Here is a 19,522-nt window from a genome sequence, read left to right as displayed (position 1 = left end):
TGGTCCGCGCCATCCCTGCGCTACTTCTTCTCCACGCCCCAGAAGACCGGCACCGTCGTCGGCCGCAGGCCCTCGATATTGGTCCGGTGCGCGCTCAGCGTGCGGAACTGCCCGGCATTGATATAGGGCAGCACCTGGTAGGCGCGGGCATGCACCGCTTCCAGGATCTGCTTGCGCTTCGCCGCGTCCGGCTCCTCCCACCAGCTCCGGCGTAGCCGCTCCAGCTCCTCGTCGCAGGGCCAGCCCGCGAGGCCGCCCTGGCAGGGGCTGGCCAGGTAGAGATTGGTCAGCGGGTTCTGCGCATCCAGCACATTGGCGACGGTGACGAAGAGATTCCAGCCGCCCTGCTCCACCGGCTCCCGCCGGTTGCGGCGCTGGGTCAGTGTCGCCCAGTCCATCGCCGGGACGTCCATGATGAGGCCGCCGCGCTGCATCGCCTGCGCCATGGTCAGTGTGACGGCGTTGTTGATCGGGCTGTCCGTCGCATTCAGGAAGACCACGCGCTGCCCGGTATAGCCCGCCTCCCGCAGCAGGGCGCGCGCCCGCTCCGGGTCCGCCTGGCGCAGTCCCTCGGCGCCCGCATGGCTCTCGAGCGGCGTGCCGCAGAGGAAATAGGCGGGGCAGTAGGGCACCTGCTCGGAGGGTCGGACGCCGGCGGCCTGCAGATTCTCCTGCTGGTTCACCATGTGCAGTAAGGCCTGCCGGGCCTTCGGGTTGTCGAAGGGGGGGATGGCATGGTTCGGCCGCAGCCAGACCATGAAGCCGGTGGGGTTCAGGGCAAAGAGCCGGATGTTGCGGTTGCGCTCCATCACCGGGACCAGGTCGGGCGAGGGCTGCTCGATGAAGTCGATCTCGCCGCTCTGCAGCGCCGCCGCGGCGGTCGCGGCATCTGGCATGGCGATCCATTCGAGACGGTCGACCTTCACCACCTTGCCGCCGGCGAGGCCATCCGGCGCCTCCGGCCGCGGCTTGTAGGCGGAGTTCCGCACATAGACGGCGCGGTCGCCCGCGCGCCATTCACCCTGACGGAAGATGAAGGGGCCGGAGCCGGTGGCCTCGGTGATCGCCGTCGTCGGTGGCGTCTGCGCCAGCCGCTCCGGCATGACGAAGAGTGCGCTCGCGGTAGGGCGGGCCAGCGCTTCCGTCACCAGGGCGAAGGGGCGGGCGAGGGTGAGGGTGAAGCTGCGGTCGTCCACCACCTCCATGGCGCCCGTCGCGGCGGCCAGCGCCCGGCCCACCACGTCGCGCTGCGCCCAGCGGCGGATGGAGGCGACGGCATCGGCGGCCCGCACCGGCGCGCCGTCATGGAAGGCCAGCCCCTCCCGCAGGGTGAAGCGCCAGGTCATGCCATCGGGCGAGCGCTCGAACCGCTCCACCATCTGCGGCCGCGCCTCCCCCTTGCTGTCGAGGGCGAAGAGCTGGTCGTAGACCATGAAGCCATGATTGCGCACGAAGGCGGCGGTGGACTGCACCGGGTCGAGGCTGCCGAGCTGGTCGATCAGCACGACCTTCAGCGTGGTCTGGGCGGCTGCCGGCAGGGCCAGCAGCGCGCCAAGGGCCGCCGCGGCGAGCAGGCGATGGGGGCGGGAAGGGGTGGGCAAGGGGGCCTCCTCGGCATTCGGTCCCGGCATGGTCGCGCGGCCCCGTCCGGCCGGCAACGCGGTTGACGCCGGCCGGCGGCAGGGCCGACCATCCCGCCAGCCAAGGAGACCGGTCATGAACATCGCGAGCCCACCCGCATCGCTCCGCCCCTGGTCCGAGGAGGAGTGGCGCGTCCGCTGCGATCTCGCGGCGCTCTACCGGCTCTGCGCGCACCACAAATGGACTGACTGGATCTTCACTCATATCAGCGCCCGCGTGCCGGGGCCGGAGCACCACTTCCTGCTCAACCGCTACGGCGTCATGCACCATGAGATGCGCGCCAGCGACCTGGTGAAGATCGACATCCACGGCAATCCGGTGGACGAGCAGCCCGGCTGGGACGGGAACGGGGAACTGGTGAACAAGGCCGGCTTCGTCATCCATTCGGCGGTGCATGCGGCGCGGGAGGATGCGCATTTCGTCATCCATACCCATACGCGGGACGGCATCGCGGTCTCCGCCCAGAAGCAGGGGCTGCTGCCGATCAGCCAGCATGCGCTGAAATACTACGGCTACCTCGCCTACCACGATTATGAAGGGATCGCCCTGGATGAGGAGGAGCGGGTGCGGCTGGTCGCCGATCTCGGCCACCACAACGCCATGATCCTGCGCAACCACGGCCTGCTGGTCTGCGGCCAGACCGCGGCCCGGGCCTATGACGAGCTCTACTACCTCGAGCGTGCCTGCTCGGCCCAGGTCGCGGCGCTGGCCGGCGGCGGGGAACTGGTGGTCCCGTCGAAGGAAGTCTGTGAACGCACCGCGGCGCAGTACCGCCGCCCCGGCGGCGACCATATCCGCGCCATTGCCTGGCAGGCGGCGCTGCGGCTGATCGAGGGTGGGCCCGACTGGCGGAGCTGACCCTCCGGGGAGGATCGGCCGCGGCTGCGCCTCCCGCCATTCCTCCCCGGCATTCCGCCTGCAAGGTCCCGGAGCGAACGGACCGGCAGGCAGGCCCGCGGCCTCAACCGACACAGGGACGCTGCCCCGCATGACGACCACCCTGATCAGGAACGCCGATGTCGCCATCGCCTGGGATCCCGGGGAGAAGCAGCACAGCTATCTCGCGGGTGCCGACATCGCCTTCGAGGATGGCCGCCTCACCTTCGTCGGCCGGGGCTATGCCGGTCCGGCCGATGAGACAATTGCCGGCGCCGGCCTGATGGTCATGCCGGGGCTGGTCAACATCCATTCCCACCCCTCCTCGGAGCCCATGAACAAGGGTTTCACCGACGAGGTGGGCACGCCCGGCCTCTACAACTCCTCGCTCTACGAATACCTGCCGATCTTCCGCGCGGATGCGGAGGCCGTGCCGAGCTGCGTGCGCGTCGCACTGTCGGAACTGCTGCTCTCGGGCGTCACCACCGTCGCAGATCTCTCCATGGCGCATCCGGGCTGGCTCGACCTGCTCGGCGAATCCGGCATGCGCGTCTGCATCGCGCCCATGTTCCGCTCCGCCCGCTGGTTCACCAGGAACGGCCATGTAGTCGAATACGAGTGGGACGCGAAGGCCGGCGAGAAGGCCATGGCCGAGGCCCTCACCCTGATCGAGCGGGCCGAGCAGCATGAGAGCGGCCGGCTCTTCGGCATGGTCGTCCCGGCGCAGATCGATACCTGCACGCCGGACCTGCTGAAGGACAGCTTCGACGAGGCGGCGCGGCGCGGCGTTTCCTGGCAGATCCATGCGGCGCAGTCGGTCTCGGAGTTCCACGAGATCACCCGCCGGCACGGCTACACGCCCATCGGCTGGCTGCACGAGCAAGGGCTGCTGTCGGAGCGCAGCATCATCGGCCATGGCATCTTCCTCGACGACCACCCGAGCACGCCCTGGCACACGCGGCGCGACCTCGACATCCTGGCGGAGACGGGTACCACCGTGGCCCATTGCCCGACCGTCTTCGCCCGCCGCGGCATCACGCTCAAGCATCTCGGCCGCTACAGGCGGCACGGGGTGAACATGGGCCTCGGCACCGACACCTACCCGCACAACATGCTGGATGAGATGCGGCTGGCCGCCTATCTCGCCCGCACCCAGGCGACCGACCCGCGCAGCCTGACCACGACCGAACTCTTCGAGGCGGCGACCATGGGCGGGGCCAGGGCGCTCGGCCGCGACGATATCGGCCGCCTCGCCGCCGGTTGCCGCGCCGATATCGTCCTGGTGGACATCACCCATCCGATGATGCGGCCGGCCCGCGACCCGCTGCGCAGCCTGATCTACGCGGCCGGCGACCGCGCGCTGAAGGCGGTCTATGTGGACGGCCGGAAGGTGGTCGAGGATGGCGAGGTGCTGACCATGGACTACCGCGCCGCCGCCGCCCATCTGCACGAGGCGCAGCAGCGCGTGGAGGATCGCGTGCCGGACCTGGACTGGGCGCATCGTCCGGCGGAGAAGATCGCGCCCTTCACCTTCCGGTGGGGCTGAACGCCGCCCCGGGGTATGGGAGGCACGGGTTACGCCGGTCCTGGCGTTGAAGGATGGTGATCCCGGAGAGACCTGAGAATTCCCGGCCAGCCCGTGGGGCTGGCATGCCCATGGCCGACCCGGGCTATTCCGGCAGGCCGAGCCGCTTGCGCCGTAGCCGCTCCCGTTCGGCCCGGTCTTCCTCGATCATGCGCAGCAGATCCTCCGGCACCGGCTCGGAGGCTACCCGGTCGAAGGCCGCACGCAGGCAGCCGCGCAGCCATAAAACGAAAACATCGCGGTCTGTCTCCTCCGAAGGTGGATTTTCCTCCGACGACAACTCTTGGTCGGTTGGCCGGCGCGGGCGGGCTGGCTGGTTACGCATCGCGGCATGCCTCCCGGGTTCAGCATACTGCATGCAACGCGCAAGGGGCGGGGGACGGATGCGTGCCGGCGCACATTGCGTCGTTCTGCGGCATGGCTGTCACGCGGCGCGTTGCGGCCGGCCTTGCCTTGCCCGCCAGGGCCCTGCCTGTATCCTGCGCGTCCTGAACCGGGAGGTGCGTCCATGACCGCAACCATCGTCTCGCCGCGGCTGATGCGGATCGGCGGCGGGAGCGTCGGCCAGATCGCTGAGGTGCTGGGCCTCTTCGGCCTCTCGCGCCCTCTGGTGGTGACCGATCCCTGGATGCTTTCCTCCGGTACGGTCAATCGCTGCCTCGACCCGCTGCGCGCCGCCGGCCTCTCGCCGGAAGTCTTCGCCGAGACGGTGCCGGATCCGACCGATACGGTCATCGAGGCCGGCGTCGCCGCCTTCCGGGCCGGCGACTATGACTGCCTGATCGGGTTCGGCGGCGGCAGCCCCATGGACACGGCGAAGGCGATCACCATCCTAGCCGCCGCCGCTCCAGGCCAGAAGATGCGGGAGTTCAAGGTCCCGGCGAGCGCGGACAGGGGCGCGGTCCCGGTGATCTGCATCCCGACCACCGCCGGTACGGGCAGCGAGGCGACGCGCTTCACCGTCATCACGGATACCGAGACGGATGAGAAGATGCTGATCGCCGGGCTCGGTGCCCTGCCGCTCGCCGCGATTGTCGATTACGAGCTGACCTACAGCGTTCCCGCCCGCACCACGGCCGATACCGGCATCGACAGCCTGACCCATGCGCTGGAGGCCTATGTCTCGAAGCGCGCCAACCCGCATGCGGACAGCCTGGCGCTCTCGGCCATGCGCCTCATCGGCCGGCACCTGCGGATCGCCTATCATCAGCCGAAGAACGCCGCGGCGCGGGAGGCGATGATGCTCGGCGCCATGCAGGCGGGGCTTGCCTTCTCCAACTCCTCCGTCGCGCTCGTGCATGGCATGTCGCGTCCGCTCGGGGCGCATTTCCATGTACCCCATGGCCTCTCGAACGCCATGCTGCTGCCGGCGGTGACCGAGTTCGGGCTGAACGACGCGCTGCCGCGCTATGCCGAGGCGGCGCGGGCGATCGGCGTGGCGACGCCGGAGGATGCCGACCAGGTCGCGGGCTCGAAGCTGCTGGAGGAGTTGCGGGCGCTGAACCAGGAACTCGGCGTGCCGACGCCGAAGGGCCATGGCATCCCGGCGGCGAAGTGGGAGGGGCTGCTGCCGCTGATGGCGAAGCAGGCGCTGGCCTCCGGCAGCCCGGGGAACAACCCGCGGGTGCCGACCGAGGCCGAGATCATCGCGCTCTATCGCAAGATGTACGGCTAGAGCGGATCGCGGGCGGGCGTGAATGCCCGGCCAGGAGAATCCGCTTCGCGATCAATGGTCTGCAACGGATTGGCGTTCAGTTCCGGACGCAATCCGCTGCAGGGGGCCGCGAGGGACCGTGCGCCTCACCTTGCCCGATCGGTCGTGCCAAGGCCGAGGCCTTCACCCGCGATCGCCCCTGACGGGTCTCACCCGAGCTGCCCGCCGCGCCAGCCGGCCCACCAATCCGGCAGGGCCGTGGCGGGAACGGGGCGGCCGATGCCGTAGCCCTGCGCATAATGCACGCCCAACCCGCGCAGCGCGCCCCAGATCCGTCGGTCGGAGACGCCCTCGGCCACCACCGCCTGGCCCTGAGTCTCCGCCAGCCTGACCAGGCGCCGCACCTCCTGCCGGCTTTGCGCCTGCCCCGGCAGGCGCTCCACCAGGGAGCGGTCGAGCTTCAGCCCGGAAAAGGGCAGCCGGTGCAGCCTTTCCCGCCCATCGCCGGGCACCACATCGTCCAGCAGCACGCGGAAGCCGGCCGCACGCAGCCGCAGCAGCACGCGATGCAGCTGCGCCAGATCATGGACCGGCGTCGTCTCGGTCAGTTCCAGCGCCACCTGCCGCGGGCCCAGCCCCTGCCGGCCCAGGGCGCGGCCGAGCCAGCTCAGCAGGTCGGGTTGCAGCAGCAGGGCGAGTGGCAGGTTGAGCGAGACGCCAAGCCGCAGGCGCGGCCAGAGGCGCGCCAGCTCCGCCAGCGCCGTGCCCGCCACCGCGAGGGAAAGGCAGCGCGCCAGCCCGGCGCGCTCGGCCAGCGGCACGAAGCGGTCGGGCGGCACCGGGGCGCTCGGCCGGTGCCAGCGGGCCAGCGCCTCCACCATCACAGGACGACGATCCGCCATCCGCACCACCGGCTGGTAGTGCACGCTGATCTCGCCGCGCGCCAGGCCTTCCTGAAGATCCCGAACCGTTCCGTCGCTGACTGAGGGCGCAGCCGGGCAGGGACGTGGAATGGCAAGGGCTTGGGCGAGCATGCCGTGATCCTGCGGTAGCGGCGCTGGCAGGTGAGATGACGCTCCCGGCATGGGACCGACAAGGATCAGCGAGGTGCCCGTCGCCGGCTCGGCCAGCAGGGCCAGCAATCCCGACCAGGCCGTGCCGGCAACGGCCGGGTCGCAGACCAGATGCCCGGGGCCAGGGCCCGGCCTCGCGAGTCGCGCCAGCGCCTCGGACCCCGTCCGCACCGTCCGTACCGGCAGGCCCAGCCGCGCCGAGGCCGCATGGGCGGCGGCAATCAGCGCAGGATCGCGGGCAAGGACCAGGACCTGCCTGCTGCGCGCGGTGTTGGCGCCTGGACCCTGCACGGCATGCCTTCCAGAAGGATCCGAAGCCTATAGCCCTTTCCGCAGGAAGGCAGGGGCCAAAATTAATCATTTGCTGACGTTTTTGGATAATCCCTGTCAGTCGCAGTCAATCGTCCTCAGTCGTGCCGCGCCGTCCAAGGGTCCGCCACCCAGCGCGCTTCCAGTTCGGCCAGGGTCCGGCGCAGCATCGGCTCCCAGGCGGCGGGGCCAATGAAGCGGGGCAGGTAGCCCTGCGCCTGTGCCTGCGCGGCGAATTCAGGGTCCGCCACCGCTGCCCGCAGCGCCTTCACCAGGGGGGCCAGGATCGCGGGCGGCGTGCCCGCCGGCACCGCGAAGCCGCGATGCGCCGCGAGGCGGAGCGGGATGCCCTGCTCGGCGAAGCTTGGCACCTCCGGCAGCAGATCGATCCGCTGTTCCTGCACCAGGGCAAGGCCGGCCAGTCGGCCGTCGCGCAGTGCCGCGATCGCGTCCGGCACGGCCAGCAGGGCGCAGGGAATGTTGCCCGCCAGCACCGCCTGGCGGGCGCCGGCGGCATTCGGGAAGGCCAGCAGGGCCAGGGGCAGCGCGCGGCTGAGCGCGTTGGCGGCCAGTTGCGCCGCGCTGCCCTGCGGCGGCGTGCCGAGCACCGCCTGTGGCCCGAGCGCACGCAGCGCGTCCAGGTCCTCGACGGCACCGGCCTGGCCGACCAGCACCAACGGCTCCTCCGCCACCGCGGCGGCGAAGCCGAGTCCGGCGACCACGGATTCCGCCCGCGCCTCGATGGCGCGGGCCAGCAGCATCGGCGTGCCGATGGCGCCGATCAGCCGGCCATCCGGCGTGGCGGCGGCAACCAGCCTGGCGGCGGCCAGGCCGCGTTCACCGGGGTGATTGGCGACGGCGACGCCGGTGCGTGGCCAGTGCCGTTCGAGGAAGGGAGCGAAGCCGCGCGCCCAGCTATCGGCCGCGCTACCCGGCGCGGCGCCGACCAGCAGCGTGACCGCGCCCTTCTGGGCCAGGACGGGCCGTGGCGCGAGCGTGGCGGCGAGGAGCGCCGCGCCGAGGCTGCGCCGGCCCGGCCCAACGGGGCGGGCCGGACCCTCCTCGCGGGAGGCCGGTCGGACGCAGATGGCCGCGCCGGTCACGGGACGGCCTTCGCCCGGCCGGTCAGGCGGGCCGTGGCGGTTCGGTGCCCGCATGGCGCGATGGCCGCCACCGGCCGGTCTCAGACACCGGCCGGGGCACCCGCCTTGGCCGAGGCAGGCGGGGTCGGCTCACCCCGGCGCAGCTGCTTCTCGCCCGTGAAGAGCACGATCGGCGCGGCGATGAAGGTGGAGGAGGAGGTGCCCACCACGATGCCGAAGATCATCAGCCAGGCGAAGCCCGACAGCGCATCGCCCCCGAACAGCGCGAGCGGCACCGCCGAGAGCAGCAGCGTCATGGAGGTGCCGAGGGTACGGTTCAGCGTCTCGTTGATGCTGAGATCGACCAGGTCGCGGAGCGGCATCTGCTTGTACTTGCGCAGGTTCTCCCGCATCCGGTCGAACACGACGACCTTGTCGTTGGCGTTGAAGCCGATGATGGTCAGGATCGCCGCGACGGTGGTCAGGTTGAACTCGATCCCGGTCAGCACCATGAAGCCGACCACCTTGCTGGTGTCGAGCATCAGGGTGACGATGCCGGCGAGGGCGAACTGCCATTCGAAGCGGAACCAGATATAGATCAGCATCGCCAGGAAGGAGATCGCCAGCGCGATCATCCCGCCGAGGAAGAGCTCGTCCGAGACCCGGTTGCCCACCGCCTCGGTCCGCAGGATGCGGGTACCGGGCGCCACCTGCTCCAGCGCCCCGCGCACCGCGTTCACCGCGGCCTGGGTGCCGGCCTCGTCGCCCTGCACCGGCAGGCGGACCAGCACCGTATCGGGGGCGCCGAATTCCTGCAGGCCGACCTCGCCCAGATTGAGACCGCCGACCGCCGCCCGCAGCCGGGCAAGGTCCGCCGGGCCCGGGGTGCGCAGCTCCATGGTGATGCCGCCCTTGAAGTCGATCCCCTTCTCCAGACCCGGATAGAAGGCGCCGATGACCGAGGCGGTGGAGATGATCGCCGAGGTCAGCAGGCCGATCCGCGCCCCCTTCATGAAGGGGATCCTGGTCACGTCCGGCACCAGCCGGAACAGCGGGCGGCCGAGCCTGCCGAACAGCCCGCGCCCGCCCTCGACCACGGGCAGCTCCTTCGGCCGCTTCGCGCGGTACCACCAGGAGACCATGAGGCGGACCAGGGTGGTCGCGGTCCACATCTGCACGACGGTGCCGATGGCGACCGTCACGGCAAAGCCCTTCACCGGGCCGCTGCCGAAGCCGTAGAGACAGGCCATGGCGATCAGGTTCGTCAGGTTAGAATCCATGATCGTGCCGGAAGCCTTGGTGAAGCCGGCCTCCAGCGCGCTGAGCGGCGGGCGGCCGTTCTTCACCTCCTCCCGGATGCGTTCGTTGATCAGGATGTTGGCGTCCAGCGCGGTGCCGAGGGTCAGCACGATGCCGGCGATGCCCGGCAGGGTGAGCGTCGCCTCCAGCAGCGACAGCGCCGCCAGCAGCAGCAGGATGTTGACCAGCAGGGCGATGTTGGCGAACCAGCCGAACAGGCCGTAGGCCAGGCCCATATAGAGGAAGACGAAGACGGCACCGGCGGCCAGCGCCAGCACGCCGGCGCGGATGGCATCGGCCCCGAGTTCCGGCCCGACCGTCCGCTCCTCAACGACCGTCAGCGGGGCGGGCAGGGCGCCGGCGCGCAGCAGCACCGCCAGGTCATTGGCCGAGCGGGCGTTGAAGCTGCCGCTGATCTGGCCGCGGCCGCCGGTGATCGGCTCCCGGATGTTGGGGGCGGTGATCACCCGCTCATCCAGCACGATGGCGAAGGGGCGGCCGACATTGGCGCGGGTCACGTCCGCGAAGCGGCGGGTGCCGATGGAATCGAAGGTGAAATTCACCACCCACTCGCCGGTGCGGCCGTCCTGGCCGGCGCGGGCATCGGTCAGGTTGGCGCCGTCCACCTCGACCCGGCGGCGGACCGCATAACGCTCGGTCTGGCCGCCGCGGCCCTCGCCCGGCAGGAACATGACGCCGGGCGGCGGCGCTGCCGCGGCCGGGTTCGCCGTCTCGTCCAGCAGGTGGAAGGTCATTCGGGCGGTCTTGCCCAGCAACTCCTTGATCCGGTTGGGATCCTCGACGCCGGGAAGCTGCACCAGGATGCGGTTCTGGCCCTGGCGGGCGATCAGCGCCTCGGCGACGCCGGTCTCGTCGATCCGGCGGCGGACGATCTCGATCGACTGCTCGACCGCGCCGGTCGCCTTGGCGCGGAGCCCGACCTCGGTCAGCGTCGCGGTCACGGTGCCGTCGGGGGCCGTCGTCACCTCGATATCCGGGGTGGTGGCGCCCATGCTGGTCGGGATCTGGTTCGCCAGCTCCCGCATCTGGGCTGCGGCAGCCTGGGCCTGCGCCGCATCGCGCACCCGGAAGCCGACGCGCCGGTTCGCGGGGTCGGCCGCCAGGTTGACATAGCCGATATTCTGCTGCCGCAGCCGGGTGCGGGCGCCGTCGGCCAGGCTCTCCAGCCGCTCCCGCACCACGGCGTTCATCTCGACCTCGAGCAGCAGGTAGGAGCCGCCGCGGAGATCGAGGCCGAGGGAGAATTGCCGGGCCCAGGAGGGGAGCTCGGATTTCGGGAAGAAGTTCGGGACGCAGACGAGCGCCCCCAGCAGGATGACCGCAAGGATGGCGGCGGTCTTCCAGCGCGCGAAGAACATCATGGCGCGGTACGGCTCATGGAGCAGGTCACCCTTCGGGGGCGAACCCCCACGAAATTCGGCCGGGAATGTGACGACGGGGGGGCGGCGATGCAAGCCTGAGAGGCGCCGCACCATTCCGGCATGCAACCACACCCGCGCCGGCGGCTTATGGCAGCGCCATCGGAGGAGTTGCCATGGGCATCATCTGGACCATCATCATCGGCTTCCTCGCCGGACTCGTCGCCAAATTCCTGCATCCCGGGCGCGATCCCGGCGGTTTCATCATCACCACCCTGCTCGGCATCGTCGGCGCCGTGGTGGCGACCTATCTCGGCCAGGCGATCGGCTGGTATCGGGCCGGAGAGGGAGCAGGTTTCATTGGCGCGGTGGTCGGCGCAGTGATCGTACTCGCCATCTACACGCTCGTGACCCGGCGCTCCTCCCGCGGCACCACGGTGTGATGGCCTCCTGCCCCTGACATCCGCTGTACCGGCGACGAAGGGGCAGGGGCGGCATGCAGCTGGCGAGGCCGGGCCGTGGCGCGCCGCGCAAATGCGGTGATGCCACGGCCCGGCCAGGGGTCGGGCAGGATCTCCCCGGGCGCTTTCGCGCCGCCATTCGCTGCTCCGGCAAATCCCGCTTCTGCCGGGCGGCCTGCGCCCACGGGTCCATTCTGCCCGGCAGGGATGTGCCGGCCCGCCACCCGGCGCCGCTTCAACCGGCAGCGCACCGGGCAGGACCCAGCAGAGCACTCACGCAGGCGGCGGCTCAACCCAGGGCCCAGAGCCCTCCACCCATCAGCCAGCCATAGAAATCCGCCGCTCCGGACGGGGCCGGTGAGGCCTGCGGCGGCGCATCCGCCTCCGGGACGGCGACGGGGCGCTCGGCGGCCTGGATTGCCTCCAGCCGGGCGCGAATGGCGGCGAAATCCTCAGCAATCGGTGTGCTCACGCGGGTGGTGTCCTGGGCAGGGTCACGGTCGAGGATGCCGGCAGGATCCGTGCCGGCGGGGTGTCCCCGATCCTGCCCGGCAACCCTTCCCGATCCGTGACCGGTGCCGCATCGCGCTCTGCCCAGCGGTCTCCGCATGCCCATTCGCGCACCGTCCTCCTGCGCGCTGATGCCGTTGCCGGTTCCGGACGGGAGCGGATGGCGGGCGTCCCACAGGGGTGGGCGGCGCAAGGCGACCCATGGTTTGAGGCTTCCGGCGGCGTCCGCTAGACCGCGGCCTGCCTTCTGACTGAATTGGATGTTCTGGATGCCTCTCAGGATCGGCGTGCTCGGAACCGGGCATTTCGGGCGGTTCCACGCCCTGAAGCTGGCGGCGCGCGGCGTGCTCTCGGGGGTGCATGATGCCGATGCCGCCCGGGCGGCGGCGGTCGCGGCCGAATGCGGCACCCAGGCCCGCGACGCGGCAGGGCTGATCGCCGCCAGCGACGCCGTCATCATCACCGTGCCGACCGCCTTCCACCATGCCTATGCCATGCAGGCCATCTCCGCCGGGCGGCACCTGTTCGTGGAAAAGCCGCTGGCCGCCTCCCTCGCCCAGGCGGAGGCGATTCTCGGCGGGGCCCGGGCCCGCGGCCTGGTGCTGCAGGTCGGGCATATCGAGCGCTATTCGGCCGCCATCCGCACCTTGCGGGCGAGCGAGACGGAGCAGGGGGCGCTGGCCTTCGAGGCGACCCGCGTCGCGCCCTTCCGGCCGCGCAGCCTGGATGTCTCGGTGGTGCTCGACCTGATGATCCACGACCTCGACCTGGTGCTCACCCTGGCCGGCTCGCCGCTGGCCGAGGTACGGGCGGTCGGGCGCCGGGTCATGTCCGACCATCCGGATTTCGCGGTGGCCCATCTGCGCTTCGAGAGCGGGGCGTCGGCGACGGTAACCGCCAGCCGGGTGAGCGTGGGGCTGGAGCGCCGGCTGCGGGTCCTGGGCCCGCGGGGGGAGACGCGGGTCGACTTCCTGGCGCGCAGCCTGGAGCAGCTCCGTCCGGGCGGGGCGGAGCCGGTGGCGACCATGCCGGGCTGGGGCATCGACCGCGCGACCTGGACCGAGCACGACAGCCTGGAGGCCGAGCAGGCGGCCTTCATGGCCAGCATCGAGCAGGGCGCGCCGGTGGAGGCGAGCGGCGAGACCGGGCTGCGGGCGCTGGACGCGGCGCTGCGGGTGGAGCAAGCGATCGCGGCGGGGTGAGCCTCCCATGCCTCGGCCGGCGGTCGCGCCCGGTCCGGCCCGGGGCGGGCTGGAGCAGATCGCGGACGGGCGTGAACGCCCGGGAGCGTGCCCCTGCTCGAACATCAAAGAGCACCAGCGGATCGGCGTTCAGATCATGAGCGCAATCCGTTGTAGCGGCGTCCCCTCAGCCTGGGCCGCGCCTTCCCGACCCCCGGAGCCGGCCGGGGCGCAATCGGTTCCGCCCCGCGCCGTCAGCGGCAACCCTTCGGCTCAGCGAGTGACGCGCCGAGCGTCCCTCGTGCGACTCAGGGCGGGCTCGGTCGCGCAGCAGCCCGGCTGATATCGATCTCGGCCAGCACCGCCGCGGCCGCCGCCTCGCTCGGCAGCCCCTCCGGGGGCCGCAGCAGCGCCAGCACCTCGGCGAAGCCCGCGCGCTGGGTGGCAGCGGCCTCCGGTTCCCGCAGCAGCCGGACCAGGGCGGCGGAGAGTTCCTTCGGCGTGCAATTCTCCTGCAGGCGTTCCGGCACCACCTCCCGCTCCGCCAGCAGATTCACCAGCGAGGCATGCGGCACCTGGATCAGCCGCCGCACGATGGCGGCCGTCAACGGGTTCACCTTGTAGGCCACCACATGCGGCACGCCGGCCACCGCCATCTCCAGGCTGGAGGTGCCGGACTTGATCAGCCCGGCCTCGGCTGCGGCATAGGCATCCTGCTTCTCCGCCGGGGTCCGTACCAGGATGGGCGGCACCGGCCAGGCGGCCGTGCCGGCGCGCACCGCCGCCTCCACCGGCCCGGCGAGGGCCAGCACCGGGCGCAGCCCCGGCACCGCGGCGGCGGTCAGCCGCAAGGCCTCCCCGAATACAGGCAGCAGCCGGCGCACCTCCGCCCGGCGGCTCCCCGGCATGACCAGCAGGACCCGCTGCTCTGGCCCGATGCCGTGCGCCGTCCGGAAGCGCGCGGCATCGCCGCCATCCGCTCCGCTCTCCAGCACCGGATGCCCGACGAAGCTCACCGGGATGCCGGCCGCCTCGAAGAAGGGCGCTTCAAAGGGCAGCAGCGCCAGGATGCGGTCCACCCGGCGGGCGATCTTCCGGACGCGCCCGGGGCGCCAGGCCCAGACCTGGGGCGCGACGTAATGCACCACGCGGGTGCCCCTCGGCCGCACCCGATCCGCCAGGCGCAGGGTGAAGCTTGGCGCGTCGATGGTGACCAGCAGGTCGGGCCGGCGGGCCAGGATATCCGCCTCCGCCTGGTCCATCCGCCGGGCGAGGCGGCGCAGGTTCGGTAGCACCTCCAGCAGGCCCATGAGCGAGAGCTCGCGCATCGGGAAAAGGCTCTCCAGGCCTTGCTCCGCCATGCGCTCCCCGCCCACGCCCGCGAATTCGATCCCGGGCGCCCGCCGCCGGAGGGCGGCCATCAGCCGTGCGCCGAGCACGTCGCCCGAGGCCTCGCCAGCGAGGAGATAGACGAGCGTCACGAGTGGCGCGCAGGGGAGACGCCGTCTTCCCTGGCCCCCCCGGCCGAGGGCCGAAGGGCCCCTGATTCCCATCGATGGAACCTGCCTCGGGGGCCGGGGAGCGACGCGGTCCCCGGCGGACCGGACTCCCAGGGGAGGTGTACAGCACCACCCCTGGGGACCTGTGCAGGGGGCAGCGCCCCCTGCGGACCACCCTCGATCACCGGAGCACCGCCACGGCCGGCTTCGGCAGCGGGGCGCGGGGCCAGTCGCGGTGGTTCAGCACGGCGCCCTCGCGGCGGACGGTGTCGATGCGCGCCGGGTCGAGGCTGCAGAAGGTCCAGCCAGGCGTGTCCAGCGGGCCGGCGGCCAGCACGCCATCCTCCGGGAAGCCTCGGTCCACCGGACCGAAGACGGCGGCCTGGCCGCGATTCTCGTCCAGCGCCGCGGACCAGGGCGCGGCGCCGACGGTGGGCGCCACGGCAATGAAGCACTGGTTCTCCACCGCCCGCGCCTGGCAGGCGAAGCGCACCCGGTTGTAGCCGTGCAGCGTATCCGTGCAGGTCGGCACCAGGATCAGCCAGGCACCGGCCTCGACCTGGGCGCGGACATGCTTCGGGAATTCGGAATCATAGCAGATCGAGAGCCCGATCAGCCCCCAGGGCGTCTCGAAGACCTGCGGCGGTGCGCCGGAGGCGACGCCCCAGCGCTCCGCCTCGAAGCGCGTCATCATGCGCTTCTCCTGGAAGGCGAGGCGGCCATCGGGCGCGATCATCGGGGCGCGGTTCACCACCCGGTCCCCGTCGGCCATGGGCAGGCTGCCCGGCTGCAGCCAGAGGCCGTGGCGGCGGGCGGCGGCGCGCATGACCTCGAGGATGGCGGGCGCCGCCGCCACCATGGCGCGCAGCTCGGCTGCCTCGTCGGCGGTGCCGCTGCCGGAGAGGGCGGTGCCGAGCTCGACGCAGGCATATTCCGGCAGCAGGGCGAGGTCGGCCCGGCCCGCGGCCTGGGATAGCCAATGATCCAGCCGGGCGGCGAAGTCGGCGACGCTCTCGGGGCGCCCAACCGGCCAGGCCAGCGCGCCGATGCGGAGGGCGCTCACAGCGGGTCCTTCAGCCAGAAGGAGAGGGTATGCGGCGTCTCCCGGTCGTCGCCCAGCTCCTTCCAGTGGAAGACGCAGGAGAGGTCCGGCCGGTGGACATAGCCGCGCTTGCGCCAGAAGGCATCGAGCGGCGTGTGGTCGCGCGTCCTGCGCGGGTCGTTCGCGTTGCGCACCACGGCGCAGAAGGCCGCGGCGGAGAGGCCGAGCGCCTTCGCATGCGCCTCCCGCGCCTCGAAGAAGCCGAGGCCGGCGCCGCGGCCCCGGTAGTCCCGCAGCAGCACGCTCTCGCCGAAATAACAGAAGCGCGCGGGATCCAGGCCGCGGGCCTGGAAGGCGGCCGGGACGGGGCCGTGCGAGGCCGGCATGGGCTGGCAGGTCGCCATGCCGACCGGTGTCGCGCCGTCGAAGGCGACGACCACGGCGGCGCCGGGATCGGCGGCATAGGCGGCCAGGTAACCCTCCTCGTAGGCTGCATCGCCGGCATAGAGGTAGGGCCATTCGGCGAAGACCGCGACGCGGAGATGCGACAGCGCCGGCAGCGCGGCACGGAGCGCGTCGCCGGAGAGGGTCTCCAGCCGGAGGGGAGGGGTGGTCATGCCCCGCACATAGGCGGGCCATGCCCGCCGCGCAAACCGGGCCGGGGCTGCCCGCTGAGAGGGAGGGGCTGGCTGCGTCCGGGCAAGGCGAAGGCGTGACGGCGCCGGTCGTGGCGGGCCGCGCGATGGCCCGGTCCGCAGGTCCCGGGCCGCGACCTCGCGGAGAGCGGCTCTCTCAGCCGCGGCCCGCGGCGATCTGTGCCTGCTGCCGCGCGCTCTCGGCGAAGGCGCGCAGCCCCTTCTCCACGGTTGCCCGGTCGAGGTCGCGCAGGATGAAGACCAGGCGGGAGCGGCGGTCGTCCCCATCCGGCCATGCCTCCAGCTTCACCGGCGGGTGGAAGAGGTGCTGCACGCCATGGATGGCGACGGGCTTCTCCTCGCCCTCCAGGTTCAGGATGCCCTTGATGCGCAGCACGCTCTCGCCGCGCGTCATGGTCAGCACCTCCAGCCAGGTGGCAAGGCCATCCCAGGGCAGGGGGTCGTCGAAGGTCAGGCAGAAGCTGTGGATGCGGGCATCGTGGCGGTTCGGGTCGTGATGGTGGTGCCCATGGCCGTGCGCGTGCTCATGATGCCCATGCCCATGCCCATGCCCATGCCCATGCCCATGCCCATGCCCATGCCCATGTGCCTGCCAGGCCTCCGCATCCAGCCAGCGCTTCACCTCCGGATGCTTGCGCGTGGCGTCATAGAGCCCGCAATCCAGCAGCGCCTCCGGCTCGATCTCGCCATGCAGGGCGTTCAGCAGCGGCGCGCCCGGGTTCAGCGCCCGCAGCCGTGCCCAGAGCGCCGAGACCTGGTCCGGCGTCGAGAGATCGGTCTTGGTGAGCACCAGCCGGTCCGCCACCGCTGCCTGCTTCACCGCCTCGGGCTGCGCGTCCAGCGTCGCCATGCCTGTCGCGGCATCGACCAGCGTCACCACGCCGTCGAGCCGGTAGCGATAGAGCACCAGCGGGTCGCTCATCAGGGTCTGCAGGATCGGCGCCGGGTCGGCGAGGCCGGTCGTCTCCACCACCACGCGGCGGATCGCATGGCCCCCGTCCATCCGCGCCGCCAGGTCGCGCAGCGCGCGCACCAGGTCGCCGCGCACGGTGCAGCAGAGACAGCCGGCATTCAGCAGCACCGTGTCGCCATCCAGCCGCTCCACCAGCAGGTGGTCGAGGCCGATCTCGCCGAACTCGTTGATCAGCACCGCGGTGTCGCGCAGCGCGGGATGGCGCAGCAGCCGGTTCAGCAGGGTGGTCTTGCCGGCGCCGAGGAAGCCGGTGAGGACCGTGACCGGGATCGGTTCGGGGCGCGCGCTCATCGGCCGTACAGCGCCTCCGGCGCGATCTCGGGCGCCGCGATCTCGGCGAGCTGGCCGTCGCGCGGCGCGAGGTAGAAGCAGCTCCGCCGCCCGGTGTGGCAGGCGACGCCGGTCTGGTCCACCAGCGCCAGCAGCGTATCCCCGTCGCAATCCAGCCGCAGATCCACCAGCCGTTGCTGCTGGCCGGAGGTCTCGCCCTTCCGCCAGAGCCCGCCGCGGCTGCGGGAGAAGTAGCAGACCCGGCCGGTCGCCAGCGTCTCCTCCGCCGCCTCCCGGTTCATCCAGGCCATCATCAGCACCTCCCCCGTATCGTGCTGCTGGGCGATGCAGGGCACCAGGCCGCGGGCATCGAAGCGGATGGCATCCAGCAACCGGGACCGGGCGGCGGGATCGGCAATGACAAGGTTCGCGGAAAGGGCGCTCATGCCGCTATATAGGGGGCGATGGCCTCGATCGAGAAACCCATGACCCCGGCGGCGCCGGTCGAGACGCGCCTCGACCGCGCCGCCGCGCTCTGTGCCCGGCGCGGCGCGCAACTCACGGCCCTCCGGCGGGAGGTGCTGCGGCTGGTGCTGGAGGCCGACCACCCGATCGGCGCCTATGCCCTGCTCGACCGGCTGAAGGCCAGCCGCGCCGGTGCGGCCCCGCCCACGGTGTACCGGGCGCTGGACTTCCTGGTGGAGCAGGGGCTGATCCACAAGGTGGAGCGGCTGAACGCCTTCATCGGCTGTGCCGACGCGCTGGACCATCCGGAGGATTGCGGCTGCGGAGAGGCGCATGACCACCCGCACCAGTTCCTGATCTGCCGGCGCTGCGGCGCGACGGCCGAGATCAGCGATCCGGGGGTGGCGCTGGCCCTGGCCCGGGCCGTTCGGGCGGCGGGGTTCCAACCGGGGCGGGCAACGGTGGAGATCGAGGGTACCTGCGCGCGCTGCGCGACGGCGTAGCGCGGGGGCACAGGTCGCTGCACCCATCGCGGCCAAAGACCGGAAGGGCTTTTGGAAACCGTCAATTCACCCAAGGAATCGGCTGGCGTCGGGCATCCTCCGGCACCGGCGCGGGGCGCAGGCGGGTGTAGCGGGCGAGAATGCGGTCATAGGTCCCGTCCGCCCGCATCGCCTCGAAGCCGCGGCGCCAGCGGACGATCTCGGCCTCCGGCAGGCCGCGGGATGCGGCGAACCAGATCCCGCTGCGCCGTACCACCGCGCCGATGCCGAGGGCCGCGACATCCCCGCCCACCTCGCGATGGGCATGCAGCACCATCAACCGTGGCGCGAGCCAGGCGTCGATCAGCCGGTCCCGCAGCCGTTGCGCGTTGACCCATTCCTCCGCCGCCGGCTGGATGCGGGTGAAGCCCCGCTCGCGCAGCAGTTGCTCAGCGCCCGAGCGCAGCAGCACCCCGGTCGGCCGGTCCCGCACCCGTTCAAGCGCCGAGACATCCACCCCCGCGCCGCCGACCAGCACCAGATCGTCCGTCACCACCTCGAAGACCCAGCTGTAATGCTCTTCCCGTTCCGGCGAGCGGGTCAGCGCCAGGATGCCGATATTCGGCAGGCCGAGTGCCAGTTCCTGCGCCCGGGGCCAGGGCATGAACTCGATGCCGATCGGGTGGCCGATCCGCCGCGCCACCTCCCGCACCACCTCCCAGACCAGCCCCTGCGGCTCCCCCTGCTCGGCGACCGTGGGCGGCGGGACATGGAAGGCATAGGGCGGCAGTTCCCCGGTCACCAGCCGCAGCACCTGCTGCGTCGCGGCCGGCAGGGGCAATAGCAGGAGCAGGGCCGCCGCGGCGGCCGGCACGAGACGCATGGCGAAGACCTCCCCCGGGGCGGGTCGCCCCAGGGCGGAAACGCCCGGGCACGCGTCCTGCTCCGGCCCGGCCTTGTATCTCCCAGTTGGCAGCCGGCGGTGAGCCGGCGAGGCTGACGATGGACGGGAGCCCGTGCACGCCTTGGGTGGCCGAGCCCGCTTCTGAGCTGGGGACCCCGTCCGTCGTCCCATCCGGGAACCC

At 71.7% G+C, this 19,522-nt stretch carries 18 protein-coding genes; 6 read left to right on the top strand and 12 right to left on the bottom strand.

Annotated elements, in window-relative coordinates:
• Nucleotides 1-20 precede the first annotated feature (20 nt).
• Nucleotides 21-1,601 (bottom strand): ABC transporter substrate-binding protein, encoded by a 1,581-nt coding sequence (locus LHA35_RS23695; RefSeq protein WP_226613147.1) that lies wholly within the window; start codon nt 1,599-1,601, stop codon nt 21-23.
• A gap of 115 nt (nt 1,602-1,716) precedes the next feature.
• Between LHA35_RS23695 and LHA35_RS23690 the strand changes: the two genes are divergently transcribed.
• Both LHA35_RS23690 and LHA35_RS23685 read left to right on the top strand, forming a co-directional pair.
• Nucleotides 1,717-2,499 carry a class II aldolase/adducin family protein gene (locus LHA35_RS23690; protein ID WP_226613145.1) on the top strand — a complete coding sequence of 261 codons (783 nt, stop codon included), beginning with the start codon at nt 1,717-1,719 and terminating at the stop codon, nt 2,497-2,499.
• Nucleotides 2,500-2,629: 130 nt separating this feature from the next.
• Nucleotides 2,630-4,063, top strand: a complete 1,434-nt coding sequence (locus tag LHA35_RS23685) for an amidohydrolase family protein (protein ID WP_226613142.1) — start codon at nt 2,630-2,632, stop codon at nt 4,061-4,063.
• Nucleotides 4,064-4,187: 124 nt separating this feature from the next.
• On the opposite strand, the gene LHA35_RS23680 is transcribed toward LHA35_RS23685, so the two are convergent.
• Nucleotides 4,188-4,427 (bottom strand): hypothetical protein, encoded by a 240-nt coding sequence (locus tag LHA35_RS23680; protein WP_226613140.1) that lies wholly within the window; start codon nt 4,425-4,427, stop codon nt 4,188-4,190.
• 183 nt (nt 4,428-4,610) lie between these two features.
• Between LHA35_RS23680 and LHA35_RS23675 the strand changes: the two genes are divergently transcribed.
• Complete coding sequence (locus LHA35_RS23675; protein ID WP_226613138.1) at nt 4,611-5,777, top strand: iron-containing alcohol dehydrogenase; 1,167 nt, start codon at nt 4,611-4,613, stop codon at nt 5,775-5,777.
• Nucleotides 5,778-5,965: 188 nt separating this feature from the next.
• Here LHA35_RS23675 and LHA35_RS23670 read toward each other — a convergent pair whose 3' ends face one another.
• From LHA35_RS23670 to secD, 3 genes are all read right to left on the bottom strand, one after another.
• Entirely contained in the window at nt 5,966-7,120 is a 1,155-nt protein-coding gene (locus LHA35_RS23670; protein WP_226613136.1) for an EAL domain-containing protein, read from the bottom strand.
• A gap of 116 nt (nt 7,121-7,236) precedes the next feature.
• Nucleotides 7,237-8,241 (bottom strand): tripartite tricarboxylate transporter substrate-binding protein, encoded by a 1,005-nt coding sequence (locus LHA35_RS23665; protein WP_226613134.1) that lies wholly within the window; start codon nt 8,239-8,241, stop codon nt 7,237-7,239.
• Nucleotides 8,242-8,321: 80 nt separating this feature from the next.
• On the bottom strand, nt 8,322-10,901 hold the full coding sequence (gene secD / locus LHA35_RS23660) for a protein translocase subunit SecD (RefSeq protein WP_226613115.1): 2,580 nt from the start codon (nt 10,899-10,901) through the stop codon (nt 8,322-8,324).
• Between the two features lie 173 nt (nt 10,902-11,074).
• Here secD and LHA35_RS23655 point away from each other — a divergent pair, with 173 nt between their 5' ends.
• On the top strand, nt 11,075-11,341 hold the full coding sequence (locus LHA35_RS23655; protein ID WP_226613104.1) for a GlsB/YeaQ/YmgE family stress response membrane protein: 267 nt from the start codon (nt 11,075-11,077) through the stop codon (nt 11,339-11,341).
• A 307-nt stretch (nt 11,342-11,648) separates the two neighbouring features.
• On the opposite strand, the gene LHA35_RS23650 is transcribed toward LHA35_RS23655, so the two are convergent.
• Nucleotides 11,649-11,831 (bottom strand): hypothetical protein, encoded by a 183-nt coding sequence (locus LHA35_RS23650; RefSeq protein WP_226613100.1) that lies wholly within the window; start codon nt 11,829-11,831, stop codon nt 11,649-11,651.
• A gap of 307 nt (nt 11,832-12,138) precedes the next feature.
• Between LHA35_RS23650 and LHA35_RS23645 the strand changes: the two genes are divergently transcribed.
• Complete coding sequence (locus tag LHA35_RS23645) at nt 12,139-13,071, top strand: Gfo/Idh/MocA family protein (RefSeq protein WP_226613095.1); 933 nt, start codon at nt 12,139-12,141, stop codon at nt 13,069-13,071.
• 287 nt (nt 13,072-13,358) lie between these two features.
• On the opposite strand, the gene lpxB is transcribed toward LHA35_RS23645, so the two are convergent.
• The 5 genes from lpxB to hisI all read right to left on the bottom strand — a co-directional run bounded on the left by lpxB (nt 13,359) and on the right by hisI (nt 17,936).
• Complete coding sequence (gene lpxB, locus LHA35_RS23640; RefSeq protein ID WP_226613092.1) at nt 13,359-14,531, bottom strand: lipid-A-disaccharide synthase; 1,173 nt, start codon at nt 14,529-14,531, stop codon at nt 13,359-13,361.
• A 199-nt stretch (nt 14,532-14,730) separates the two neighbouring features.
• Nucleotides 14,731-15,612, bottom strand: a complete 882-nt coding sequence (locus tag LHA35_RS23635; RefSeq protein WP_226613089.1) for a carbon-nitrogen hydrolase family protein — start codon at nt 15,610-15,612, stop codon at nt 14,731-14,733.
• On the bottom strand, nt 15,609-16,208 hold the full coding sequence (locus LHA35_RS23630) for a GNAT family N-acetyltransferase (protein ID WP_226613084.1): 600 nt from the start codon (nt 16,206-16,208) through the stop codon (nt 15,609-15,611). The genes LHA35_RS23635 and LHA35_RS23630 overlap by 4 nt, the downstream gene beginning before the upstream one ends.
• A gap of 175 nt (nt 16,209-16,383) precedes the next feature.
• Complete coding sequence (locus LHA35_RS23625) at nt 16,384-17,511, bottom strand: CobW family GTP-binding protein (RefSeq protein ID WP_226613080.1); 1,128 nt, start codon at nt 17,509-17,511, stop codon at nt 16,384-16,386.
• On the bottom strand, nt 17,508-17,936 hold the full coding sequence (gene hisI / locus LHA35_RS23620; protein WP_226613076.1) for a phosphoribosyl-AMP cyclohydrolase: 429 nt from the start codon (nt 17,934-17,936) through the stop codon (nt 17,508-17,510). The genes LHA35_RS23625 and hisI overlap by 4 nt, the downstream gene beginning before the upstream one ends.
• Nucleotides 17,937-17,954: 18 nt before the next feature.
• Here hisI and LHA35_RS23615 point away from each other — a divergent pair, with 18 nt between their 5' ends.
• A complete protein-coding gene (locus tag LHA35_RS23615; protein ID WP_226613060.1) occupies nt 17,955-18,458 on the top strand; it encodes a Fur family transcriptional regulator in 504 nt (167 codons plus the stop codon).
• Between the two features lie 61 nt (nt 18,459-18,519).
• On the opposite strand, the gene LHA35_RS23610 is transcribed toward LHA35_RS23615, so the two are convergent.
• Nucleotides 18,520-19,320, bottom strand: coding sequence for a substrate-binding periplasmic protein (locus LHA35_RS23610; RefSeq protein WP_226613052.1), 801 nt, complete (start codon nt 19,318-19,320; stop codon nt 18,520-18,522).
• Between the last annotated feature and the right edge of the window lie 202 nt (nt 19,321-19,522).

Source organism: Roseicella aerolata (assembly GCF_020523605.1).
Taxonomy (GTDB): domain Bacteria; phylum Pseudomonadota; class Alphaproteobacteria; order Acetobacterales; family Acetobacteraceae; genus Paracraurococcus; species Paracraurococcus aerolatus.
This window is presented reverse-complemented; position numbering and strand designations above follow the sequence as displayed.

Excerpts from the sequence above, each read along its gene's own strand:
- LHA35_RS23690 (WP_226613145.1), top strand. The coding sequence starts at position 1,717 with ATGAACATCGCGAGCCCACCCGCATCGCTCCGCCCCTGGTCCGAGGAG.
- LHA35_RS23685 (WP_226613142.1), top strand. The coding sequence starts at position 2,630 with ATGACGACCACCCTGATCAGGAACGCCGATGTCGCCATCGCCTGGGAT.
- LHA35_RS23680 (WP_226613140.1), bottom strand. The coding sequence starts at position 4,427 with ATGCGTAACCAGCCAGCCCGCCCGCGCCGGCCAACCGACCAAGAGTTG.
- LHA35_RS23675 (WP_226613138.1), top strand. The coding sequence starts at position 4,611 with ATGACCGCAACCATCGTCTCGCCGCGGCTGATGCGGATCGGCGGCGGG.
- secD (WP_226613115.1), bottom strand. The coding sequence starts at position 10,901 with ATGATGTTCTTCGCGCGCTGGAAGACCGCCGCCATCCTTGCGGTCATC.
- LHA35_RS23655 (WP_226613104.1), top strand. The coding sequence starts at position 11,075 with ATGGGCATCATCTGGACCATCATCATCGGCTTCCTCGCCGGACTCGTC.
- LHA35_RS23645 (WP_226613095.1), top strand. The coding sequence starts at position 12,139 with ATGCCTCTCAGGATCGGCGTGCTCGGAACCGGGCATTTCGGGCGGTTC.
- LHA35_RS23630 (WP_226613084.1), bottom strand. The coding sequence starts at position 16,208 with ATGACCACCCCTCCCCTCCGGCTGGAGACCCTCTCCGGCGACGCGCTC.
- LHA35_RS23625 (WP_226613080.1), bottom strand. The coding sequence starts at position 17,511 with ATGAGCGCGCGCCCCGAACCGATCCCGGTCACGGTCCTCACCGGCTTC.
- hisI (WP_226613076.1), bottom strand. The coding sequence starts at position 17,936 with ATGAGCGCCCTTTCCGCGAACCTTGTCATTGCCGATCCCGCCGCCCGG.
- LHA35_RS23615 (WP_226613060.1), top strand. The coding sequence starts at position 17,955 with ATGGCCTCGATCGAGAAACCCATGACCCCGGCGGCGCCGGTCGAGACG.
- LHA35_RS23610 (WP_226613052.1), bottom strand. The coding sequence starts at position 19,320 with ATGCGTCTCGTGCCGGCCGCCGCGGCGGCCCTGCTCCTGCTATTGCCC.